Origin of the sequence: Embleya sp. NPDC050493 (assembly GCF_044458105.1) — a bacterium.
Classification (GTDB): Bacteria; Actinomycetota; Actinomycetes; order Streptomycetales; family Streptomycetaceae; genus Embleya.
In genome coordinates this window covers 256,528-275,410 of sequence record NZ_JBITHP010000005.1, presented here as the reverse complement: position 1 = coordinate 275,410, position 18,883 = coordinate 256,528, and the positions used below count along the sequence as shown (strand labels likewise).

Genomic DNA, 18,883 nt, shown 5'->3' with positions numbered 1-18,883 from the left:
GGGTGAGCCGTGGGGGCGCGCGGGAGCGGAGCGAGGGCGGTCAGCCCTTGTCGAGGTACTCCGCGCGCTCGTCGTCCAGGATGCTGGCCAGCGCGCTGCGCAGGTCGTGGTGCTCGACCAGGTCCGGGTCCTCCGCCACGATCGTGCTCGCCTCCTCGCGGGCCGCCACGATCAGTTCCTCGTCCCGGACCACCTCCAGCATGCGCAGCGACGAGCGCGAGCCGGACTGCGCGTCGCCGAGCACGTCGCCCTCGCGGCGTTGTTCGAGGTCGATCCGGGACAGCTCGAAGCCGTCCAGGGTCGCGGCCACCGCGTCCAGGCGTTCGCGCGCGGAGGTGCCGCCGGGCATCTCGCTGACCAGCAGGGTCAACCCCGGGGCGCTGCCCCGGCCGACCCGGCCGCGCAGCTGGTGCAGTTGCGAGACGCCGAACCGGTCGGCGTCCATGATCACCATGGCGGTCGCGTTGGGCACGTTGACGCCGACCTCGATCACCGTGGTCGCCACCAGCACGTCCAGTTCGCCGGCGGTGAAGCGGCGCATCACGTCGTCCTTGTCGTCCGGCGCCATCCGGCCGTGCAACACCGCGATCCGCAGGCCGGCCAGCGGACCGGCGGTCAGCGCCGCGGCGACGTCGAGCACGGCCAGCGGCGGGCGGCGCTCCTCGGCTCCGCCAGCGGCGTCCGCGCCGATGTCCTCGGGGTCGTCCAGGTACGCCTCGGCGGGCAGGTCCTCGTCCCGCGCGGCGGCCTTGGCCTTCGACTTGGCCTTCTTCTTGGCCTTCGGGTCGTCCTCCTCGTCGCCGATCCGCGGGCACACCACGTACGCCTGGTGGCCGTTCTCCACCTCCTCGCGCACCCGCTGCCAGGCGCGGTCGAGGAAGTGCGGCTTCTCCTTGGCCGGGACCACGTGCGTGGCGATCGGCGATCGGCCGGACGGGAGCTGGGCCAGGATCGAGGTCTCCAGGTCGCCGAACACGGTCATCGCCACCGTGCGCGGGATCGGCGTCGCGGTCATCACCAGCAGGTGCGGCGGGCGTTTGCCCTTGCCGCGCAGCGCGTCGCGCTGTTCGACGCCGAACCGGTGCTGCTCGTCGACCACGACCAGACCCAGGTCGTGGAACTCCACCTTGTCCTCGATCAGCGCGTGCGTGCCGATCGCGATCCCGGCCTCGCCGGTGACCAGGTCCAGCAGTGCGGCGCGGCGCGCGGGCACCCCCATCGAGCCGGTGAGCAGGGTCACCTTGGTGCCGATCTCCGACCCGCCGAGCATCCCGGCGCCCTCGGCCAGCGGCCCGAGCATCTCCACGATCGACCGATAGTGCTGCTGCGCGAGCACCTCCGTCGGCGCCAACAACGCCGTCTGCCCTCCGGCGTCGACCACGGTCAACATCCCGCGCAGCGCGACCAAGGTCTTTCCGGCACCGACCTCGCCCTGGAGGAGGCGGTGCATCGGGTGCTCGGTGGCCAGGTCGGCCTCGATCTCGGCGCAGACCTCCTTCTGGCCGTCGGTGAGTTCGAACGGGAGGCGGGCGTCGAAGGCGTCCAGGATGCCGTTCGAACGGCGCGGGCGGGCCACCGCGGACAGGGCCCGGGCGTCCCGGCGGCGGCGGGCCAGCGCGATCTGCAGGACGAACGCCTCGTCCCACTTGAGCCGGTCCTTGGCCGCGGTGACGTCGTCCCACGAGGTCGGCCGGTGCACCCGCAGGAGCGCCTCGGCCAGTCCCGGCATACCGCGTCGCTCGCGCATCTCGGCGGGCAGCGGGTCGCCGACCTCGCCCAGCGTGTCCAACGCCATGCCGACGCACTGGGCGATCTTCCAGGACGGCATGTTGGCGGCGGCCGGGTAGACCGGGATCAGCGCGCCCGCGAACACGTCCGCCACGCCGTCCTGATCGTCCTCGCCGATCAGTTGGTAGTCGGGCTGGCTGAGCTGGATCACGTTGTTGAACCGACCCACCTTGCCCGCGAACAGGCCGCGCCGTCCCGGGCGCAGTTCCTCCTCGCGCCAGGCCTGGTTGAAGAAGATCAGGGTGAGTTTGCCGCGCCCGTCGGTGACCTCGACCTCCAGCAGGTTGCCGCGCCGATTGCGGAACTGCCGCTTGCTCACCTTGGCGATCTCCGCCATCACGGTGACGTGTTCCTCGGGCTCCAGGCGGGAGAGGTCGGTCAGGCGCCCGCGCTCCGCGTAGCGCCGGGGGTAGTGGCGCAGCAGATCTCCGACGGTGTCCAGCTTGAGGGATTTGGCCAGCACCGTCGCCGTGCGGTCGCCGACGAGTTTCTTCAGCGGTTCGTCAAGGCGCGACATGCCGCCCAACGGTACTGGTCGAGGGTGTCATCGGGTCGGCGCAACCGCCGGGTCGGGTCCTACTCGACCCCGATGAGCAGCGGGTACACCTCCTGGCCGCCCTCGTAGACCATCACGTCCACGCCGAGCCGGGTGGCCCGCAGGTGGCGCTCGATCGCGGCGGCCAGGCCCGGCGGGCAGGCGCTGCCGGTGACCAGGGTGACCAGTTCGCCGCCACCGGCGAGCATGCGGTCCACCACCACGGTGCCGGTCTCGCGCTGGTCGTGGCCGATCACCGCGATGTCGCCCTCGATCACGCCGAGCACGTCGCCCGCCTGGCAGACGCCGGCCATCGTCCACGACTCGCGGACGGCGACGGTGAGCGCGCCGTAGCGGGTGGCGCCGGCGGCCGAGGTCATCCCGACGATGTCCTGGTCGAAGCGCCGGCCGGGCTCGTGCACGGCGAGCGCGGCCAGGCCCTGTACGGCCGCCTTGGTCGGGATCACCTGGACCCGGATGCCGTGCGCCTGGGCCTGCTGCGCGGCCACCCCGGCCACCGCGTGGCAGTCGGCGTCGTTGGGCAGCAGCACCACCTCGCGCGCCTCGGTGCGCCGGATCGCGTCGACGAGCACCCCGGTGGAGGGCCGCCGGCCGGGACCGGCCTGCACGACGTGCGCGCCGTTCTCGGCGAACAGCGTGGCCAGGCCGCCGCCCTGGGCGACCGCGACGATCCCGCGCGTGGGGGCGGGCTCGGGCGCGGCGAGGCCGGCGAGGGGGCGCTCCAGGTGGGTGATCCGGATCCGGTGCGGCCGGCCGGCCTCGATGCCCGCCTCGACGGCCGCACCCGCGTCGTCCACGTGCACGTGCACGTTCCACAACCCCTCGCCGCCGACCACCACGAGCGAGTCGCCGAGCGCGCCGAGCCGCTCGCGCAGCGCGGGCAGCGCGTCGGCGGGCGCGTCCAGCAGGTAGATCACCTCGAACCCGGGCCCCTCGGGCGAGGCGTCCGGCCCGACCGGTCCGGCGAACGGGACCGGGACCGGGGTGTGCACCTGATGCGGGTGGATCCGGTACGCCGAGCGCTCGCCGGTGACCACCGCGAGCAGCGCGTCCAGCAGCACGGTCAGGCCGCGGCCGCCCGCGTCCACCACGCCCGCCCGGCGCAGTACGTCCAGTTGCTCGGGGGTGCGGGCCAGGGCCCCGCGCGCCGCGGTCGCGGCCGCTCGCACCACCGGCCGCAGCTCCACGCCCGCGCCGGCCGCGGCGTCGGCGGCGGCCCGGGCCACGGTGAGCATGGTCCCCTCGACGGGCCGGGCCACCGCGGCGTACGCGGCGTCGGCGGCGGTGCGCAGCGCGTGCGCGAGGGCGAGGCCGGAGGGCACCTCGCGGCCGGTCTCGATCGCGGCGGCCTGTTCGACCTCCAGGCGCTCGGCCATGCCGCGCAGGAGCTGGCTGAGGATCACCCCGGAGTTGCCGCGCGCGCCCATCAACGCGCCGTGCGCCAGGGCCCGGAAGGCGGTCGGCAGGTCGGGTTCGGGCAGGTCCCCGCCGAACAGGGCGTCGACCTCGGCGGTTCCCGACTCCAGGGTCAGGAACAGGTTCGTGCCGGTGTCGCCGTCGGGCACGGGATACACGTTGAGGGCGTCGATTTCCTCGCGCGCTCGCCCCATCAGTTCCAAGGCGACGCGACCCCAGCGGCGTACCGCCGGACCGTCCAGCTCTCCCAGCAGGCCCTGCACGCCCACCTCCTGTACGAATCCGTCTCTGCGCGTCCCGTCCGCCGGCCACGTTATCGAGACGGGGAGCGGTGAAGCGGCCGACCCGGATGGGTTAGGCTTGGCGGGAAGCATGACGAGATCAGCTGATTGCGTATGCCCGGATCATCCCGGGTTCGCGCAGCGCATGGTTCGTCGGTTACTCTTCTGCGGTTGTCCGGCATTCGGCCGGCACGTGTTCGTACGCAATTCCCATTCGTCTTTGGAGTGTTCCCGTGGCTGCCAACTGCGACGTCTGCGGCAAGGGGCCGGGCTTCGGCAACAGCATTTCGCACTCTCACCGCCGGACGCCCCGTCGCTGGAACCCCAACATCCAGACGGTGCGCGCGATGGTTGGTGCCACGCCGAAGCGCCTCAATGTCTGCACCTCTTGCATCAAGGCGGGCAAGGTTTCCCGCTAGTTGCTCGACCGCACGACTTCGAAGGGCCGGTTCACCCCAGGGTGGACCGGCCCTTCCGCTTGTCCGGGGTCCGTGCCGAGCGGGCCGGGACGTACACCGCCGTGGGCGCGAGGCCCGGCCCACTCGGGTTCAGAACCCGTCCCGCCACCGCCACGCGTGGTCGACCGGCCCGATCCCCTCGCCCAGCGGGAAGCCGGCCCGGATCGCGCCGGTGACGTACTCCTTGGCCGCGGCGACCGCGTCCGGCACGGTGTCGCCGACGGCCAGCCGCGAGGCGATCGCGCTCGCCAGCGTGCAGCCGGTGCCGTGGGTGTGCCGGTTGTCGTAGCGCGGACTGCCGAACCAGTACTCGCGGGTGCCGTCGAAGAGCAGGTCGGCGGCCTCGCCTTCGAGATGACCACCCTTGACCAGCGCCCAGCGCGGACCGAAAGCGAGCACCGCCTCGGCCGCGCCGCGCATGTCGGCCCGCTCGCGCACCTTGTGGCCGGTGAGCAGTTCGACCTCGTACAGGTTCGGGGTGACGACGGTGGCCACCGGGAGCAGTCGGGTGCGCAGCGTCTCCAGCGCCTCGTTGGCCAGGAGGGTGTCGCCGTGCTTGGAGGAGGCCACCGGGTCGACCACCACCGGTACGGACACCTCGGCCAGCAGCGCGGCGACCACCGCCACCAGGTTCGGCGACGCGAGCATCCCGGTCTTGATCGCCTGCACGCCGATGTCGTCCACCACACTGCGGAACTGCGCCCGCACGGCTTCCGCGGGCAATTCCCAATAGCCCTGCACGCCGAGCGAGTTCTGCGCGGTCACCGCGGCGATCACGCTCATCCCGTGTACGCCGTGGGCCAGCATCGTCTTGAGGTCGGCCTGGATCCCGGCGCCGCCGCCGGAGTCGGAGCCGGCCACCGTGAGCACGCGCGGAGGAGTCTGCACCATGCCGGCAGCCTATCCACGCCGACCGTGCGCCCGACGTGTGCGCCCCTCAGCCGCGGCCGAAGTGATCCCACCCGCCCGCCAGGCCCGGGTCCCGCCCGTCCACGGTGACGCCGGCGCCCGGATGCACGCGGCCGATCACGCGCCAACGCGCGGGCAGCGCGGTTCCCGCCGGGAAGGTGGCGACCAGGGCGTGGTCCTCGCCGCCGGTGAGCACCCAGTTGAGCGGGTCGGCGCCCAGCGCGCGGGCCACGTCGCGCATCTGGGCGGGCACGTCCAGCCGGGCGGAGAGGATGTCGATCCGCACGTCGGAGGCGCGCGAGACGTGGCCCATGTCGGCAAGCAGGCCGTCGCTGACGTCGATCATCGAGGTCGCACCGAGGATCGCCGCGCCGGGGCCGGCGTCGTAGGGCGGCTCGGGCCTGCGGTGCGCCTCCACGAAAGCGCGCGGTGCGCGGTGCCCGTGGCCCAGGATCGCCAGCCCCGCGGCGGACCAGCCCAGCCAACCCGCGACCGCGAGCACGTCGCCGGGTCGGGCGCCGGAGCGGACCACCGGGGCCCGGCCCTGGAGGTCGCCCAGTGCGGTCACCGCGACGGTGACGGTGTCGCTGCCGACCACGTCGCCGCCCGCGACGCCCGCGCCGACCACCGCGCATTCATCGCGCAGGCCGTCGTACAGCTCCAGCGCCCACCCCGTGGGCAGGTCCTGCGGGCCGCACAGGCCGATCAGCAGCGCGGTGGGCACGGCGCCCATCGCCGCGACGTCGGCCAGGTTCTGCGCGGCGGCCTTGCGGCCGACGTCGTACGCGGTGGACCAGTCCCGTCGGAAGTGCCGCCCCTCGACGAGCAGATCCATGGTGGCCACCACCCGCCCGTCGGCGGCGGCGACCACGGCGGCATCGTCGCCCGGGCCCAGGGACACGTGCGGCCCCGTCGGCACGCGGGCGACCAGTGCCCCGATCAGGCCGAACTCGCCGAGATCGCCCAGCGTCCCGCTCATCGCCGCTCTCCTGCCATGCCCATCAGCCCTGATCCGCCTCGTTCACCGTGTTCACTGTGATCCATCGGCTCCCGCTGTGGTCGCCGAGGCCCGCCGGGCCGACAATGGTCGCAGCAGCGGGGGTCACGTCAAGATCCCATCATCCTGCGCGCCGGGAGGCCGTGGTGGTACAGGCATACATCCTGATCCAGACCGAGGTCGGCCGTTCGGCTTCGGTGGCCCGAGCCATCGCCGAGCTGCCCGGGGTGACCCGGGCGGACGACGTCACGGGTCCCTACGACGTGATCGTGCGAGCCGAGGCCGCCGACGTCGACCAGTTGGGTCGCATGGTGGTCGCCGAGGTGCAACGCATCGACGGCATCACCCGCACCCTGACGTGTCCGGTGGTCAACCTGGGGTGACCCCGCGGGAGTGCCCCGGAGCGTCGCGCGTCTAGGATCGGGGCCGTGCGCCCGACTCGACTTCTCGCCTGGCTGCTTCCGGTCACCGTGCTCACCGCGACGGGGTGCGGCGGTTCGGACCACGTCGAGGTTGCGGCGCCGACTCCGCCGGCGGGCGCCGCGGCCGAGGCCTGCCGCGCGTTGCACGACGCGCTCCCGGCGAAGGTGATGGACGCCGGGGTGCGCGAGACCTCGCCCAAGTCGACGCTGACCGCGGCGTGGGGCGATCCGGCGATCGTGCTGCGCTGCGGCGTGGGGCTGCCCGCGTCGTTGCGGGTGGTGGACCCGACCAAGGCCGGTTCCGAACCGGTCGACTCGGTCGAGGTCAACGGCGTGACCTGGAGCTTCGCGAAGTACGCCGGCGGCGTGCGGTTCACCACGGTCTATCGCCGGGCCAACGTCGAGATGACCGTGCCGAAGAAGTTCACCGAGCCGGCCGCGCCGCTCGTCGACGTCGCCGACGCGGTCGCCCGCACGGTGCCGGCCACACTGGACCTGAGCAACGCGTGAGGGGCGGGCGACGCGTCGCCCGCCCCTGGTTCGCACCTCCCGGGCACGGCCCGGCGGATGCCTAGCGCAGCAGCGTGTTGGGCCGGCGCAGGGCGGCCTGGATCAGCCGGTCGACCAGGTCGGCGTAGTCCACCCCGGTCGCCTGCCACATGCTCGGGAACATCGACACCGGGGTGAAGCCCGGCATGGTGTTGACCTCGTTGATCACGAAGTGGCCGTTCTCCAGCAGGAAGAAGTCCACTCGGGCCAGGCCCTCGCAGGACAGCGCCTCGAAGGCGGTCACCGCGAGCCGCTGCACCTCGGCGGTCTGCTCCTTGGTCAGCGACGCCGGCACGTCCAGCTCGGTGCCGTTGTCCGGCAGGTACTTCGCGGCGAAGTCGTAGAACTCGTGCTCGCCGCCGACCCGTACCTCGGCCGGCAGGCTCGCCCGCGGTCCGTCCTCGAACTCCAGGACGCCGCACTCGATCTCACGACCGATCAGCATGCCTTCGACGATCACCTTGGGGTCGTGCCGGCGGGCTTCCTCGATCGCCGCGTCCAGATCCTCGATCCGGTGCACCTTGGTGATGCCCATGCTGGATCCGGCCCGGGCCGGCTTGACGAACACCGGGAAGCCGAGCGAGGACACCGCTTCGCGCACGGCGGCCGGGTCGCGCTCCCATTCGCGCGGGCGCACCGTGGCGTACGGGCCCGACGGCAGGCCGAAGCCAGCGAACAGGGCCTTCATGTACTCCTTGTCCATGCTCGCCGCACTGGCGAGCACGCCGGACCCGACGTAGGGGACCTGGGCCAGTTCCAGGAAGCCCTGGAACGTGCCGTCCTCGCCGTAGGGGCCGTGCAGGAGCGGGAAGACCACGTCGATCTCGCCGAGCAGCTTGGGCAGCGCGCCGGGTTCGAGCACGGTGATCTCGCGTGACGTGGGGTCGGCGGCGAGCACGACGGCCGCGGAGGACTCCGCGATGTCGGACACCGCGGGCAGCCGGTCACCGCGGATCGCCAGGCGTTCCGGGTCGTCGCCGACGAGCAACCAGCGCCCGTCGGTGCCGATGCCGATCGGCAGCACGTCGTACTTGGAGCGGTCGATCGCGGCCAGCACGCTCCCTGCGGTGACGCAGGAAATCGCGTGCTCGGAGCTGCGGCCGCCGAAGACGACCGCGACGCGGGGGCGCGAGGTGGAGTGGGGGGTGCCGGAAACGTCGTTCATGGTCGGACGACCCTATCCCCATCGTTGTTCGAACGCGGTATTGCCCGCCGGGCGCGCGGTGTTGCGTCGCCGCCGACCGCGAGCGCGGGCCGGACCGACACGCGGGTCCGGCCGGGTACGCGTCCGGCCGGCACACGGGCCTCACCGGCACGCGAGTCCCACCCGCGCGGGCCCGGCCGGCGCGGGTGCCCCCGGGGCGCGAGTCGGGCCGGCGCACGAGTTCGGACGGTGGGCGGGCCGGCCACCGCGACGCCATCCGGCCGCCCTCTTCGGCGCGTCAGCGCCCACGACTTGATCGTCGACCAGTGATCGACGAGCTTGCGAGGAGAGCGGCCGGAGGCCGCCCGGCGGCGCAGCCGCCGTCGCGCGCAGCGCGGCGACAAGAGGGGCCGCGCGCAGCGCGGCTTCCTACCGCTCCGGCTTGGCCGAGCGCGAGAGCAGGGCCATGCCCACCGACGGGGGCTTGCCGTCGTGCATGATCGAGACGACGACGTCGGTGATCGGCATCTCGACGCCGTACCGCCGGGCGAGCAGCTGCACGGATTCGCAGGACTTGAAGCCCTCGGCGATCTGCCGGCTGTCCCGTACGGCCTCCTCGATCGGCATGCCGCGGCCGATCTTCTCGCCGAACGTACGGTTGCGCGACAGCGGCGAGGTGCACGTGGCCACCAGGTCGCCGAGGCCGGCCAGACCCGCGAAGGTGTGGGCGTCGGCGCCCATCGCCGCACCCAGCCGGGCGGTCTCGGCCAGCCCTCGGGTGATCAGCGTGGCCTTGGTGTTGTCGCCCATGCCCATGCCGTCGGCCATCCCGACGGCGAGCGCGATCACGTTCTTGACCGCGCCGCCGAGTTCGGCGCCGACCACGTCGGTGTTGGTGTACGGGCGGAAGTAGGACGTGTGGCAGGCCGCCTGGAGCCGCCGGGCGACCTCTTCGTCGACGCACGCCACCACGCTCGCGGCGGGCTGACGCTGGGCGATCTCGGGGGCCAGGTTGGGCCCGCTGACCACCGCGATCCGGCCCTCGGACACGCCGGTGACCTCGCGGATCACCTCGCTCATCCGGTTCGCGGTGCCCAGTTCGACGCCCTTCATCAGGCTGACCAGGATCGCGTCGTCGGAGAGCAGCGGCGCCCACGCGGTGAGATTGCCGCGCAGTGTCTGCGACGGCACCGAGAGCACCACGAACTCCGCGCCCTCGGCCGCCTTCGCCGCGTCGGTGGTGGCCTGGATCCCGGTCGGCAGAGCGATCCCGGGCAGGTACTCGGGGTTCTCGTGCCGGGCGTTGATCGCGTCGGCCATCTCCGGACGCCGGCCCCACATCACCACGTCGCAACCCGCCTCGGCGAGCACGATCGAGAAGGCGGTGCCCCAGGAACCCATGCCGAATACCGCGCAGCGCGTCATGCGCGGCCATCCTCGGTGTGCTCGGTCCCGGCGGGCTCGGCCACCGGGTGCTCGGTCTCGGCCTTCGCGGCGTTGTCGCGCGCGGGCGCGGTGTGGATCGGCTCGGCGGAGGTCCGCTCCGGCGCTGCGACCTGCTCCGGTGCGACCTGCTCCGCCTGGGTCTTCGCGGCCGGATCACGTCCGGCCCGCTCCTTCTCCACCGGCTCCTTCTCGGCCGGGACCTTCTCCATCGGGATCTTCTCGACCGGCTCCGGTCCGCTCGCCTCGATCTCGGCCTCGGCCCGGCGGCCGGGCACCCGGCGGCCGGCATCCGGCGGGGCGGCCTCTTCGCGCAGTTCGGCCAGCAATTCGGTCACCGACTCCATGATCCGGTCGGTCGCCCCGCGCAACACGTCCGCGGTCAGTTCGCGGCCGCGGAACTCGTCCAGGTCCACCGGCGGTCCGGCCAGTACGTGCATCGTCTTGCGCGGCAGCAGGCGCGGCCGCTTCCCGTACGGCGGCAACAACTCGTGCGCGCCCCACTGGGCGACCGGGATCACCGGGGCACCGGTGGTGAGCGCGATCCGGGCCGCGCCGGTCTTGCCCGGCATCGGCCACAGGTCCTTGTCCCGGGTGATGGTGCCCTCCGGGTAGACCGCGACGCACTCGCCCTTCTCCACGGCCTCCACCGCGGCGCGGAACGCCAGCGCGGCATCGGCGGAGTCCCGATAGACCGGGATCTGGCCGGCGCCGGCCAGCACCCGACCGACGAAGGGAATTTTGAACAGGCCGGATTTGGCCAGGAAGCGCGGCACCCGGCCGCTGTCGTACTGATAGTGCGCGTAGGTCAGCGGGTCGACATAGGAGATGTGGTTCACCGCCGTGACGAACCCGCCCGACGTCGGGATGTTCTCGGTGCCCCGCCAGTCACGTTTGGTGAACAGCAACAACAGGGGCTTGATCACCACGACCGCCAGGCGGTACCAGAAACCGATCCTTCGGCGGGCCACCGGCGTTCCTCCCGTTCATGTGTTTCGGATCTGTGCGTGTCGGCGCGGAAGTCCCGCTGCGGTGTTCCGCTGCCGTGTCGCTCCTCACACAATCGACGCTCCCCGCGAGAAGCACGAAGCATCGATTCTGGCGGAACATCGATTCTGTACACGCGGACCCCACAGTTTCCCCTGGGCCTTCCGCATTGTCGAGAAACGTCCTCGTCGACCGACGAGGATATGGGCTTACGGTACGGATGCGAGGATCTTGCCGATGTCCCCCGCCACGGATTCCGCCGGCCGGCGCCGGCCCGCCGGCAACGGTCGCACCGCACCCTCCGGCACGCGCGCATGGCGACTCGTGGTGCCGGTGAAGCCGTTGTCGATCGCCAAGAGCCGGCTCGCGGGCACGATCGGCCCCGGCCATCGCCCCGAACTCGCCCTCGCCTTCGCACTCGACACCGTGCGCGCGGCGCTGACCTGCGTGCGCGTGCACGGGGTGCTCGTGGTCACCGACGACGTCCGGGTCGCGCGGGAGATCCGGGCGCTCGGTGCGGACGTGGTGGCCGACGTCGGCGGCGGCCTGAACGCCGCGCTCGCACACGGGGCCCGGTCGGCCGGCGCCGAGCGGCCGCGGACCGGGGTGGCCGCGCTGTCCGCCGATCTTCCGGCGCTGCGCGCCGAGGAGTTGGATCGGGTGCTCGCCGCCGCGACGTTCGCCCGACGGGCGTTCCTGGCGGATGCGGCGGGGGTGGGCACCACGTTGCTCACCGCCGCGGCGGGCGTGCCGTTGGCACCCGGCTTCGAGGGCCGTTCCCGGGCTCGGCACCTGGCCTCGGGGGCGATCGAACTCACGCCCCACGACGTGGATTCGGTGCGCCGGGACGTGGACACCGGGGAGGATCTGCGGGCCGCGATCGGGCTCGGGGTCGGCGCGGCCACCGCCGCGGTGCTCCCGTCCGTGCCGTTTCTGCCGCGTGCCGCCGCTTCCTGACGTCGCGTCGGATCCGTGGTGGTCGCGACAGCGGTCACAATGGGGGCATGCAGGGCACCGTGTACACCTTCGAGACCGACTCGCGAGAGGGCGTCGTGCTGCTCGACGACGGCTCTCCCGTGCCCTTCGACGCGGCGGCGTTCGACGCCGGCGGAATGCGCTTCCTGCGGCCCGGTCAACGCGTACGGATGACCATGGACGCGACGGGTGATCGGGTGGTGCTGGTGACGCTGTACACGTTGCCGGATCCGCTGCGCTGAGTCGCACGTCGGCCGGGCCGGCGACCCGCACGCGTCGGTCGGGAAACGGCGGTCGGGAAACGGCGACGGGCCGGAACCCACGCGTGTGGGTTCCGGCCCGTCGCCACCGTCCGGCATGTCGCCGGCCCGGGAAATCCGCTGCGTCAGGCCTTCTTGGCCGCGCGCTTGGTAGCGGGCTTCTTCGCCGCCGGCGCCTTGGCGGCAGCGGCGGGCTTGGCCGCGGCCGGCTTGGCGGTCGCGGTCTTCGGCGCGGCCTTGGTCGCCTTCGCCTTGGTCGCCGGAGCCTTCGCCGCCGCCGGCGTGCTCTTGACGGCCTTGGTGGTGGTGGCCTTGACCGTGCTGGTCGCGGCCTTGGCCGTGACCTTCTTCGCCGCGGCCGGCTTGCTCGCGGCCTTCGTCGCGGGTGCCTTGGTCGCGGGTGCCTTGGTCGCCTTCTTGGCGGCGGGCTTGGCGACCGCCGTCGTCTTGGCCGCGGCCGCGGTCTTGCGCGTCGTGGCGGCCGGGGTCTTGACCGCCGCGGCGCGCGAAGTGGCCGGCTTCGCCGGCGCCTTCTTCGCCGCGGTTGCCTTGCGGGTCGTCGCCTTCGCGGCGGGCGCCGTGGCGTCCGTCGCGACCACGCGCGGAGTCGGGCTGCTCTTGGCGGCCGCGCTCTTCACGTTGGGCTTCGGGAGCTTCTTCGTCCCGCTGGTGTAGTCCTTGAAGCCCTGGCCCGCGCGGAAGCGCGGCACCGAGGTCTTCTTGACGCGCACCCGCTCACCGGTCTGCGGGTTGCGGGCGTATCGAGCCGGGCGGTCCACCTTCTCGAACGAGCCGAAGCCCGTGATGGACACCCGGTCTCCCGCCGTGACCGCACGAACGATGGTGTCGAGGACGGCATCGACTGCCTCTGCGGCGGCCTTGCGGCCACCCAGTCGGTCAGCGACCGCCTCGACGAGCTGCGCCTTGTTCACGTCTTCCCCTTCGGAAACCGATGCCGGGACAGTTCAGCCGGCATTGGGCACGCTAAGCATCCAAAAGTGCCGAAGCAATTACCGAACGGGCGAATCACCCTTGTGTCGCAACGGATTCAGGCTTCGGCGGTGTCCCGCGAACTCGCGGGTCCCGCGTCCAACTCGTCCATGAGCTTGGTCAGTCGCCGCGAGGCGTCCGCCAAATCATGTTTTGCCGCGTCGGTGATGACCAACAAGCGGCGTATTAGCGCCACTTTAGCCTCGTTCGGTAGTCGGAGCCTACGCACCCGGGCGTGGGCGACCTTCAACCGGGTGGCCAGTTCGGCGAAGAGTTCCACTTCTTCGAACTCGTTCACGTGTCGGCCTTGGTGCTCCACACCGCAATTGTGACAGCTCATCCGGCTATGGGCACAACGGGGCGGCCATTGGGGGCGGACACCGAACATGCGAACGGCGGGACGCATCCGCGCCCCGCCGTTCGATCCTGGCAGATTTCCCTGCCCTGTAAGGGAGTTGGTGATCAGCCCACCGGTTGGGTACGCGGCAGCCAACTCGGCCGGGTCGTCTCGAAGGAGGTGATGTCCTCCTCGTGACGCAGGGTCAGACCGATGTCGTCCAGCCCTTCGAGCAGCCGCCAACGCGTGTAGTCGTCGATCTCGAAGTCGGCGACGAGCTCGCCGGCGCGGACCTGACGATCCACCAGATCCACGGTGATTGGCGCGGTCGGGTCGGCTTCGGTCAGTGCCCACAGGCGTTCGACCGTCTCCTGCGGCAGCACGACGGTCAGCAGACCGCCCTTTTGCGAGTTGCCCCGGAAGATGTCCGCGAAGCGGGCCGAGATGACGGTCTTGAACCCGTAGTTCTGCAGGGCCCACACCGCGTGCTCACGCGAGGACCCGGTGCCGAAGTCGGGGCCGGCCACCAGGACGGTGGCGCCCGCGCGCTCCGGCTGGTTCAGCACGAACTCCGGGTTCTTGCGCCAGGCTTCGAACAGTCCGTCCTCGAAGCCGTCGCGTGTGACCTTCTTGAGCCAGTGCGCGGGGATGATCTGGTCGGTGTCCACGTTGCTCTCGCGCAGCGGGACGGCCGTTCCGGTGTGGGTGGTGAAGGCTTCCATCGCTCAGACTCCTGCGGTGCTCAGGTCGGCGGGTGCGGCCAGGTGGCCCAGCACGGCGGTCGCGGCCGCGACCTGCGGCGAGACCAGGTGGGTGCGGCCGCCCTTGCCCTGCCGCCCCTCGAAGTTGCGGTTGGAGGTGGACGCGCTGCGCTCGCCGGGGGCGAGTTGGTCGGGGTTCATGCCCAGGCACATCGAGCAGCCCGCGTAGCGCCATTCGGCACCGAAGTCGGTGAACACCTTGTCCAGGCCCTCGGACACGGCCTGCAGCGAGACCCGCACCGAACCGGGAACGACCAACATGCGCACGCCGTCGGCGACCTTGCGGCCCTTGATGATGCCGGCCACCTCGCGCAGGTCCTCGATCCGACCGTTGGTGCACGAGCCGACGAAGACCGTGTCCACCGCGATGTCGCGCAGCTTCTGGCCGGCCGTCAGGCCCATGTACGCGATCGCCTTCTCGGCTGCCGCGCGCTCGACCGGGTCCTCGATCGCGACCGGGTCCGGCACGGATTCGCCCAGCGGCGCGCCCTGGCCGGGGTTGGTACCCCACGTGACGAACGGTGACAGTTCGGCCGCGTCGATGACGACCTCCTTGTCGAACACCGCGTCCGCCTCGGTGGCCAGGCCCTTCCAGTACGCCACGGCCGCGTCCCAGTCCGCGCCCTGCGGCGCGTGCGGACGGCCGTTCAGGTACGCGAACGTGGTCTCGTCGGGCGCGATCATGCCCGCCCGGGCGCCGGCCTCGATCGACATGTTGCACACGGTCATCCGGCCCTCCATCGAGAGGTTCCGGATCGCCTGGCCGCGATACTCGATGACGTAGCCCTGACCGCCGCCGGTGCCGATCCGCGCGATCACCGCGAGGATCAGGTCCTTGGCGCCCACGCCCTCGGGCAGGTCGCCCTCGACGGTGACCGCCATCGTCTTGAACGGCGCCATCGGCAGCGTCTGGGTGGCCAGCACGTGTTCGACCTGGCTGGTGCCGATCCCGAACGCCAGCGCGCCGAAGGCACCGTGGGTGGCGGTGTGGCTGTCGCCGCAGACCACCGTCATGCCGGGCTGGGTCAGGCCCAGCTGCGGACCGACCACGTGCACGATGCCCTGCTCGACGTCGCCCAGCGAGTGGATCCGGACCCCGAATTCGGCGGCGTTCTTGCGGAGCGTCTCGATCTGGGCGCGCGAAACCGGATCCGCGATGGGTTTGTCGACGTCGAGCGTCGGCGTGTTGTGGTCCTCGGTCGCGATCGTCAGATCGGTCCGGCGAACCCGCCGACCGGCCTGACGCAGACCGTCGAACGCCTGCGGACTGGTCACCTCGTGCAGCAGGTGCAGGTCGATGTAGAGCAGGTCCGGCTCGCCCTCCGCACGACGCACCACATGTGCGTCCCAGACCTTCTCCGCGAGTGTCCGTCCCATCGCTGTCCCTCCGGCCGGCGCCATTGCCGGCGCTGTGTGTCCTCATGTCGCGCGGGTGCGGCTGATTCCGCATCCGCGGTCGACGCCCCTGACGCGTGCCCACGTCCCGACGCTTCCCGGTGGTGTTCCGGTGCTCGGCTCGGCGCGTTGCGCCACTGTGCCGGCACCGGCCTCGGTCGCGGACTTGCGTCTCGTAATCCGAGACGGCAATATCAAGGCATGGACAATTCTAGCGGAGTCGGCGTTCTCGACAAGGCCGCTGTCGTGCTGGCCGCGCTCGAAGCCGGTCCTGCCACGCTGGCGGGACTCGTCGCCATAACCGGTCTTGCCCGGCCCACCGCGCATCGACTCGCGGTGGCCCTGGAACACCACCGCCTGGTCGCGCGCGACATGCAGGGGCGCTTCGTGCTCGGTCCGCGCCTGGCCGAGCTGGCCGCCGCGGCCGGCGAGGACCGCCTGCTGGCCGCCGCGCACCCGGTGCTCGCGCACATGCGCGACATCACCGGTGAGAGTGCGCAGCTGTACCGGCGCCAGGGCGACATGCGCGTGTGCGTCGCCGCGGCCGAGCGGCTCTCCGGTCTGCGCGACACCGTCCCGGTGGGCAGCACGCTGCCGATGAAGGCCGGTTCGGCCGCCCAGTGCCTGCTCGCCTGGGAGGAGCCCGAGCGCCTGCACCGGGGCCTGCAGGGCGCGCGGTTCACCGCGACCACGCTCTCCGGCGTGCGCCGCCGCGGCTGGGCGCAGAGCATCGGCGAGCGCGAACCGGGCGTCGCCTCCGTCTCGGCGGCCGTGCGCGGCCCCAGCAACCGCGTGGTGGCCGCCGTATCCGTCTCCGGTCCGATCGAGCGGCTGACCCGGCACCCGGGCCGGCTGCATGCGCAGGCCGTGATGGAGGCCGCCGCCAAACTGTCCGACGCGCTGCGCCGGGCGCAGGTGGAGGTCTGACCGCCCGGTCCCCGGGCGCCGGGCGGCGTCCGGGGAGCCGTGCCGCGTACGGCGGTTGGCCACCGGCACACCGGCATCCCACGCAGGCGGGCAGGCAGCCGCGACACACAGCCGGCGACACCGGTGTCCGCTCCGGAAACGAAGAAGACCTCCCGCGACTGCGGGAGGTCTTCTTCTTCGAGGTAGCCCCGACGGGATTCGAACCCGCGCTACCGCCTTGAGAGGGCGGCGTGCTAGGCCACTACACAACGGGGCCTCGTACTGCTGGGTGGTGCTCGCTGCCGTGGAAGCCGTGAACGGCTGATCTGGTAGCCCCGACGGGATTCGAACCCGCGCTACCGCCTTGAGAGGGCGACGTGCTAGGCCACTACACAACGGGGCCAGATCATCAATCATGAACTTCTTCCAGCGACATCGCCCGAAGACGATGCAGCTGGGGTACCAGGACTCGAACCTAGACTAACGGAACCAGAAACCGTCGGGCTGCCAATTACCCCATACCCCAATGCTCCGTCCTTCGCGGTACCCGGGGGCTTTTGCGAGGACTTCGCTCCGTGCCGCTCCCTTGCGGGGCGGCACGAGAAGAACTTTACCCGATGAGGCGCGCGTGACCAAAACGGGTTACCGGACCCTCGTTCGAACCGTCACAAGTCCGGCTGTCCCGCCCAAGATTGTCCGCCGCGCGCCGGATCAGCCGCGCTTGATCACGGTATTGGTCAGGGTGCCGACACCACCGACGGTGACCGAGACGCGGTCGCCCACGTGCAACGGGCCGACGCCCGCCGGAGTGCCGGTCAGCAGCACGTCGCCGGGCAGCAGCGTCATCGCCTGGGTGACGTGCACGATCAACTCGGCGACGGTGCGGATCATCTGCCCCGTGCCGCCCGCCTGGCGCACCTCGCCGTTGACGGTGCACGCCACGGTCAGCCCCTCGCCCTCGTCGACCTGGGCGAGCGTGATGTCGGTCTCCACCCACGGGCCCAGCGGGCAGAAGGTGTCCATGCCCTTGGCCCGACCCCACTGGCCCTCGGTCCGCTGCAGGTCGCGCGCGGTCACGTCGTTGGCGCAGGTGAAGCCGAAGATCACCTCGGCCGCCCGCTCGGCCGGCACGTCCCGGCACATCCGGCCGATCACCACGGCCAGTTCGGCCTCGTGGTGCACGTCGTCGGAGATCTGCGGGTACGCGATGCCGTCGCCGTGCCCGATCACCGACGTGGACGGCTTGAGGAAGGTGATCGGCACGTCGGGGACGGCCGAGCCCATCTCGGCGGCGTGCGCGGCGTAGTTCTTGCCGATCGCGACGACCTTGCTCGGCAACACGGGCGCGAGCAGGCGGACCGAGGACAGCGGGTACTGGGCGCCGGTGGGCTGCAGTTCGCCGAACGGGTGGCCGGCGAGGGCGTGCACCACCAGCGACTCGGGCCGGTCGGTGTCGCCGGTCACCACTCCGAAGGAGACGGAGTCGTCGATGGAGAACCTGGCGATGCGCAAGATGGGTCACCCTTGCCGAAGAGACACGAACGAGACGTGCCCAAGGCTACGCGGGCGCGAAGCGCCTCGGCGGGTGGTGTCGCGGGTCAGGCGTGCGTGTCCACCGGCGGGATGTCCATCAGGTTGGTGCGCCTGGGGTTCGCGGTCCGCACCTCGGCGATGACCGACTGCCCGACTGCCGCCTCGGCCACGCGCTGGTGGGGCAGGACCACGTCCACCCGGGTGCGCCTGGGGTTGGCCGTGCTGGGGCGGTGCGTACTGATGTTGTCCACGGTTCCCGGTTCTCGCTCTTCCTTGATCGTGCCGCATTGTTTCGCGCCGCATGCGGAGCGCGGTCACAACTGCATGCAGGGTGCAGCCTTGTTCTTCAAGATTACCCGTGGTTACGTCAGGGGTGGTCACGGGTCACCCCGATGGACTGGTCACCGAATGCACATCACGGTTTACACCAGGTGTTCGAACCGGGACATCAATATGTGATTTTCACCTCCCCGGAACCTCGACAAACGTGTGGCATTTTGCCCTCTATCGTCCCTTAATACCGGTTGTTAACCCCTCGAAGCGGGTTAATCGCCAAGACCGGTTGCAATGGCTCTATGTCCGGACCCCGCTATCTTGTTGCGGCCCCGTGGCTGTGCTGAAATGCCTGCGACCACGGGGGTGGTTCCCAACAAGCGGAGTTCCTTCACCTCGGCGCGCGAACGCAGCCGAGGTGCCCTGGGAAGAACGCGAATCCAGGGATTTACGCACACGAGCCTCGCCTTACCGGCGGGTCTAACGACTGGTCACAAGAGGTT

Annotated in this window: 18 protein-coding genes, 3 tRNA genes and 1 pseudogene; 6 read left to right on the top strand and 16 right to left on the bottom strand. The window is 71.5% G+C overall.

Translation table 11 applies throughout. The features are described from left to right. Positions 1 to 40: 40 nt before the first annotated feature. Both recG and ACIBM5_RS13275 read right to left on the bottom strand, forming a co-directional pair. A complete protein-coding gene (recG, locus tag ACIBM5_RS13280; RefSeq protein WP_396006945.1) occupies positions 41 to 2,305 on the bottom strand; it encodes an ATP-dependent DNA helicase RecG in 2,265 nt (754 codons plus the stop codon). Positions 2,306 to 2,364: 59 nt separating this feature from the next. Continuing rightward, positions 2,365 to 4,029 (bottom strand): DAK2 domain-containing protein, encoded by a 1,665-nt coding sequence (locus ACIBM5_RS13275; RefSeq protein ID WP_396006944.1) that lies wholly within the window; start codon positions 4,027 to 4,029, stop codon positions 2,365 to 2,367. A 245-nt stretch (positions 4,030 to 4,274) separates the two neighbouring features. Between ACIBM5_RS13275 and rpmB the strand changes: the two genes are divergently transcribed. Next, the gene (rpmB, locus tag ACIBM5_RS13270) at positions 4,275 to 4,460 is read left to right on the top strand and encodes a 50S ribosomal protein L28 (RefSeq protein WP_079026714.1); all 186 of its coding nucleotides are present in this window, start codon (positions 4,275 to 4,277) and stop codon (positions 4,458 to 4,460) included. 129 nt (positions 4,461 to 4,589) lie between these two features. Here rpmB and thiD read toward each other — a convergent pair whose 3' ends face one another. Together thiD and ACIBM5_RS13260 are read right to left on the bottom strand one after the other, a co-directional pair. Continuing rightward, positions 4,590 to 5,390: a bifunctional hydroxymethylpyrimidine kinase/phosphomethylpyrimidine kinase gene (thiD, locus tag ACIBM5_RS13265; RefSeq protein WP_396006943.1), complete on the bottom strand. Its 801-nt coding sequence runs from the start codon at positions 5,388 to 5,390 to the stop codon at positions 4,590 to 4,592. A 46-nt stretch (positions 5,391 to 5,436) separates the two neighbouring features. Further along, a complete protein-coding gene (locus tag ACIBM5_RS13260) occupies positions 5,437 to 6,387 on the bottom strand; it encodes a thiamine-phosphate kinase (RefSeq protein ID WP_396006942.1) in 951 nt (316 codons plus the stop codon). 164 nt (positions 6,388 to 6,551) lie between these two features. Here ACIBM5_RS13260 and ACIBM5_RS13255 point away from each other — a divergent pair, with 164 nt between their 5' ends. Both ACIBM5_RS13255 and ACIBM5_RS13250 read left to right on the top strand, forming a co-directional pair. Then, positions 6,552 to 6,788 (top strand): Lrp/AsnC family transcriptional regulator, encoded by a 237-nt coding sequence (locus tag ACIBM5_RS13255; protein WP_391581363.1) that lies wholly within the window; start codon positions 6,552 to 6,554, stop codon positions 6,786 to 6,788. Positions 6,789 to 6,833: 45 nt separating this feature from the next. Further along, positions 6,834 to 7,337 (top strand): DUF3515 family protein, encoded by a 504-nt coding sequence (locus ACIBM5_RS13250; protein WP_396006940.1) that lies wholly within the window; start codon positions 6,834 to 6,836, stop codon positions 7,335 to 7,337. A gap of 61 nt (positions 7,338 to 7,398) precedes the next feature. Here the strand turns inward: ACIBM5_RS13250 and ACIBM5_RS13245 are convergent, their stop codons facing one another. The 3 genes and pseudogenes from ACIBM5_RS13245 to ACIBM5_RS13235 form a co-directional block, all read right to left on the bottom strand. Further along, positions 7,399 to 8,541, bottom strand: a complete 1,143-nt coding sequence (locus ACIBM5_RS13245) for a D-alanine--D-alanine ligase family protein (protein WP_396006939.1) — start codon at positions 8,539 to 8,541, stop codon at positions 7,399 to 7,401. A gap of 408 nt (positions 8,542 to 8,949) precedes the next feature. After that, positions 8,950 to 9,945, bottom strand: coding sequence for an NAD(P)H-dependent glycerol-3-phosphate dehydrogenase (locus ACIBM5_RS13240; RefSeq protein ID WP_391581360.1), 996 nt, complete (start codon positions 9,943 to 9,945; stop codon positions 8,950 to 8,952). 248 nt (positions 9,946 to 10,193) lie between these two features. Beyond that, positions 10,194 to 10,934: pseudogene (locus ACIBM5_RS13235) on the bottom strand (lysophospholipid acyltransferase family protein); the annotation flags it as partial. A 253-nt stretch (positions 10,935 to 11,187) separates the two neighbouring features. Here ACIBM5_RS13235 and cofC point away from each other — a divergent pair. Continuing rightward, the gene (gene cofC / locus ACIBM5_RS13230; RefSeq protein ID WP_396006938.1) at positions 11,188 to 11,907 is read left to right on the top strand and encodes a 2-phospho-L-lactate guanylyltransferase; all 720 of its coding nucleotides are present in this window, start codon (positions 11,188 to 11,190) and stop codon (positions 11,905 to 11,907) included. A gap of 47 nt (positions 11,908 to 11,954) precedes the next feature. Then, positions 11,955 to 12,167 carry a hypothetical protein gene (locus ACIBM5_RS13225; protein WP_360310697.1) on the top strand — a complete coding sequence of 71 codons (213 nt, stop codon included), beginning with the start codon at positions 11,955 to 11,957 and terminating at the stop codon, positions 12,165 to 12,167. A gap of 143 nt (positions 12,168 to 12,310) precedes the next feature. On the opposite strand, the gene ACIBM5_RS13220 is transcribed toward ACIBM5_RS13225, so the two are convergent. From ACIBM5_RS13220 to leuC, 4 genes are all read right to left on the bottom strand, one after another. After that, positions 12,311 to 13,117 (bottom strand): HU family DNA-binding protein, encoded by an 807-nt coding sequence (locus tag ACIBM5_RS13220; RefSeq protein ID WP_391581358.1) that lies wholly within the window; start codon positions 13,115 to 13,117, stop codon positions 12,311 to 12,313. Positions 13,118 to 13,233: 116 nt separating this feature from the next. Further along, positions 13,234 to 13,494 (bottom strand): hypothetical protein, encoded by a 261-nt coding sequence (locus tag ACIBM5_RS13215; RefSeq protein WP_379992908.1) that lies wholly within the window; start codon positions 13,492 to 13,494, stop codon positions 13,234 to 13,236. Between the two features lie 143 nt (positions 13,495 to 13,637). Next, entirely contained in the window at positions 13,638 to 14,234 is a 597-nt protein-coding gene (gene leuD, locus ACIBM5_RS13210; RefSeq protein ID WP_396006937.1) for a 3-isopropylmalate dehydratase small subunit, read from the bottom strand. Between the two features lie 3 nt (positions 14,235 to 14,237). Then, on the bottom strand, positions 14,238 to 15,650 hold the full coding sequence (gene leuC, locus ACIBM5_RS13205) for a 3-isopropylmalate dehydratase large subunit (RefSeq protein WP_396006936.1): 1,413 nt from the start codon (positions 15,648 to 15,650) through the stop codon (positions 14,238 to 14,240). 219 nt (positions 15,651 to 15,869) lie between these two features. Between leuC and ACIBM5_RS13200 the strand changes: the two genes are divergently transcribed. After that, positions 15,870 to 16,595, top strand: a complete 726-nt coding sequence (locus ACIBM5_RS13200) for an IclR family transcriptional regulator (protein WP_026218813.1) — start codon at positions 15,870 to 15,872, stop codon at positions 16,593 to 16,595. Between the two features lie 183 nt (positions 16,596 to 16,778). On the opposite strand, the gene ACIBM5_RS13195 is transcribed toward ACIBM5_RS13200, so the two are convergent. The 5 genes from ACIBM5_RS13195 to ACIBM5_RS13175 form a co-directional block, all read right to left on the bottom strand. After that, positions 16,779 to 16,851 (bottom strand) — tRNA-Glu (locus ACIBM5_RS13195). Positions 16,852 to 16,901: 50 nt separating this feature from the next. Continuing rightward, a tRNA-Glu gene (locus tag ACIBM5_RS13190) sits at positions 16,902 to 16,977 on the bottom strand. Positions 16,978 to 17,028: 51 nt separating this feature from the next. Continuing rightward, a tRNA-Gln gene (locus tag ACIBM5_RS13185) sits at positions 17,029 to 17,100 on the bottom strand. Positions 17,101 to 17,285: 185 nt separating this feature from the next. Next, positions 17,286 to 18,086: a fumarylacetoacetate hydrolase family protein gene (locus tag ACIBM5_RS13180; protein WP_396006935.1), complete on the bottom strand. Its 801-nt coding sequence runs from the start codon at positions 18,084 to 18,086 to the stop codon at positions 17,286 to 17,288. Between the two features lie 86 nt (positions 18,087 to 18,172). Continuing rightward, positions 18,173 to 18,358, bottom strand: coding sequence for a hypothetical protein (locus tag ACIBM5_RS13175; protein WP_396006934.1), 186 nt, complete (start codon positions 18,356 to 18,358; stop codon positions 18,173 to 18,175). Positions 18,359 to 18,883: the final 525 nt, after the last annotated feature.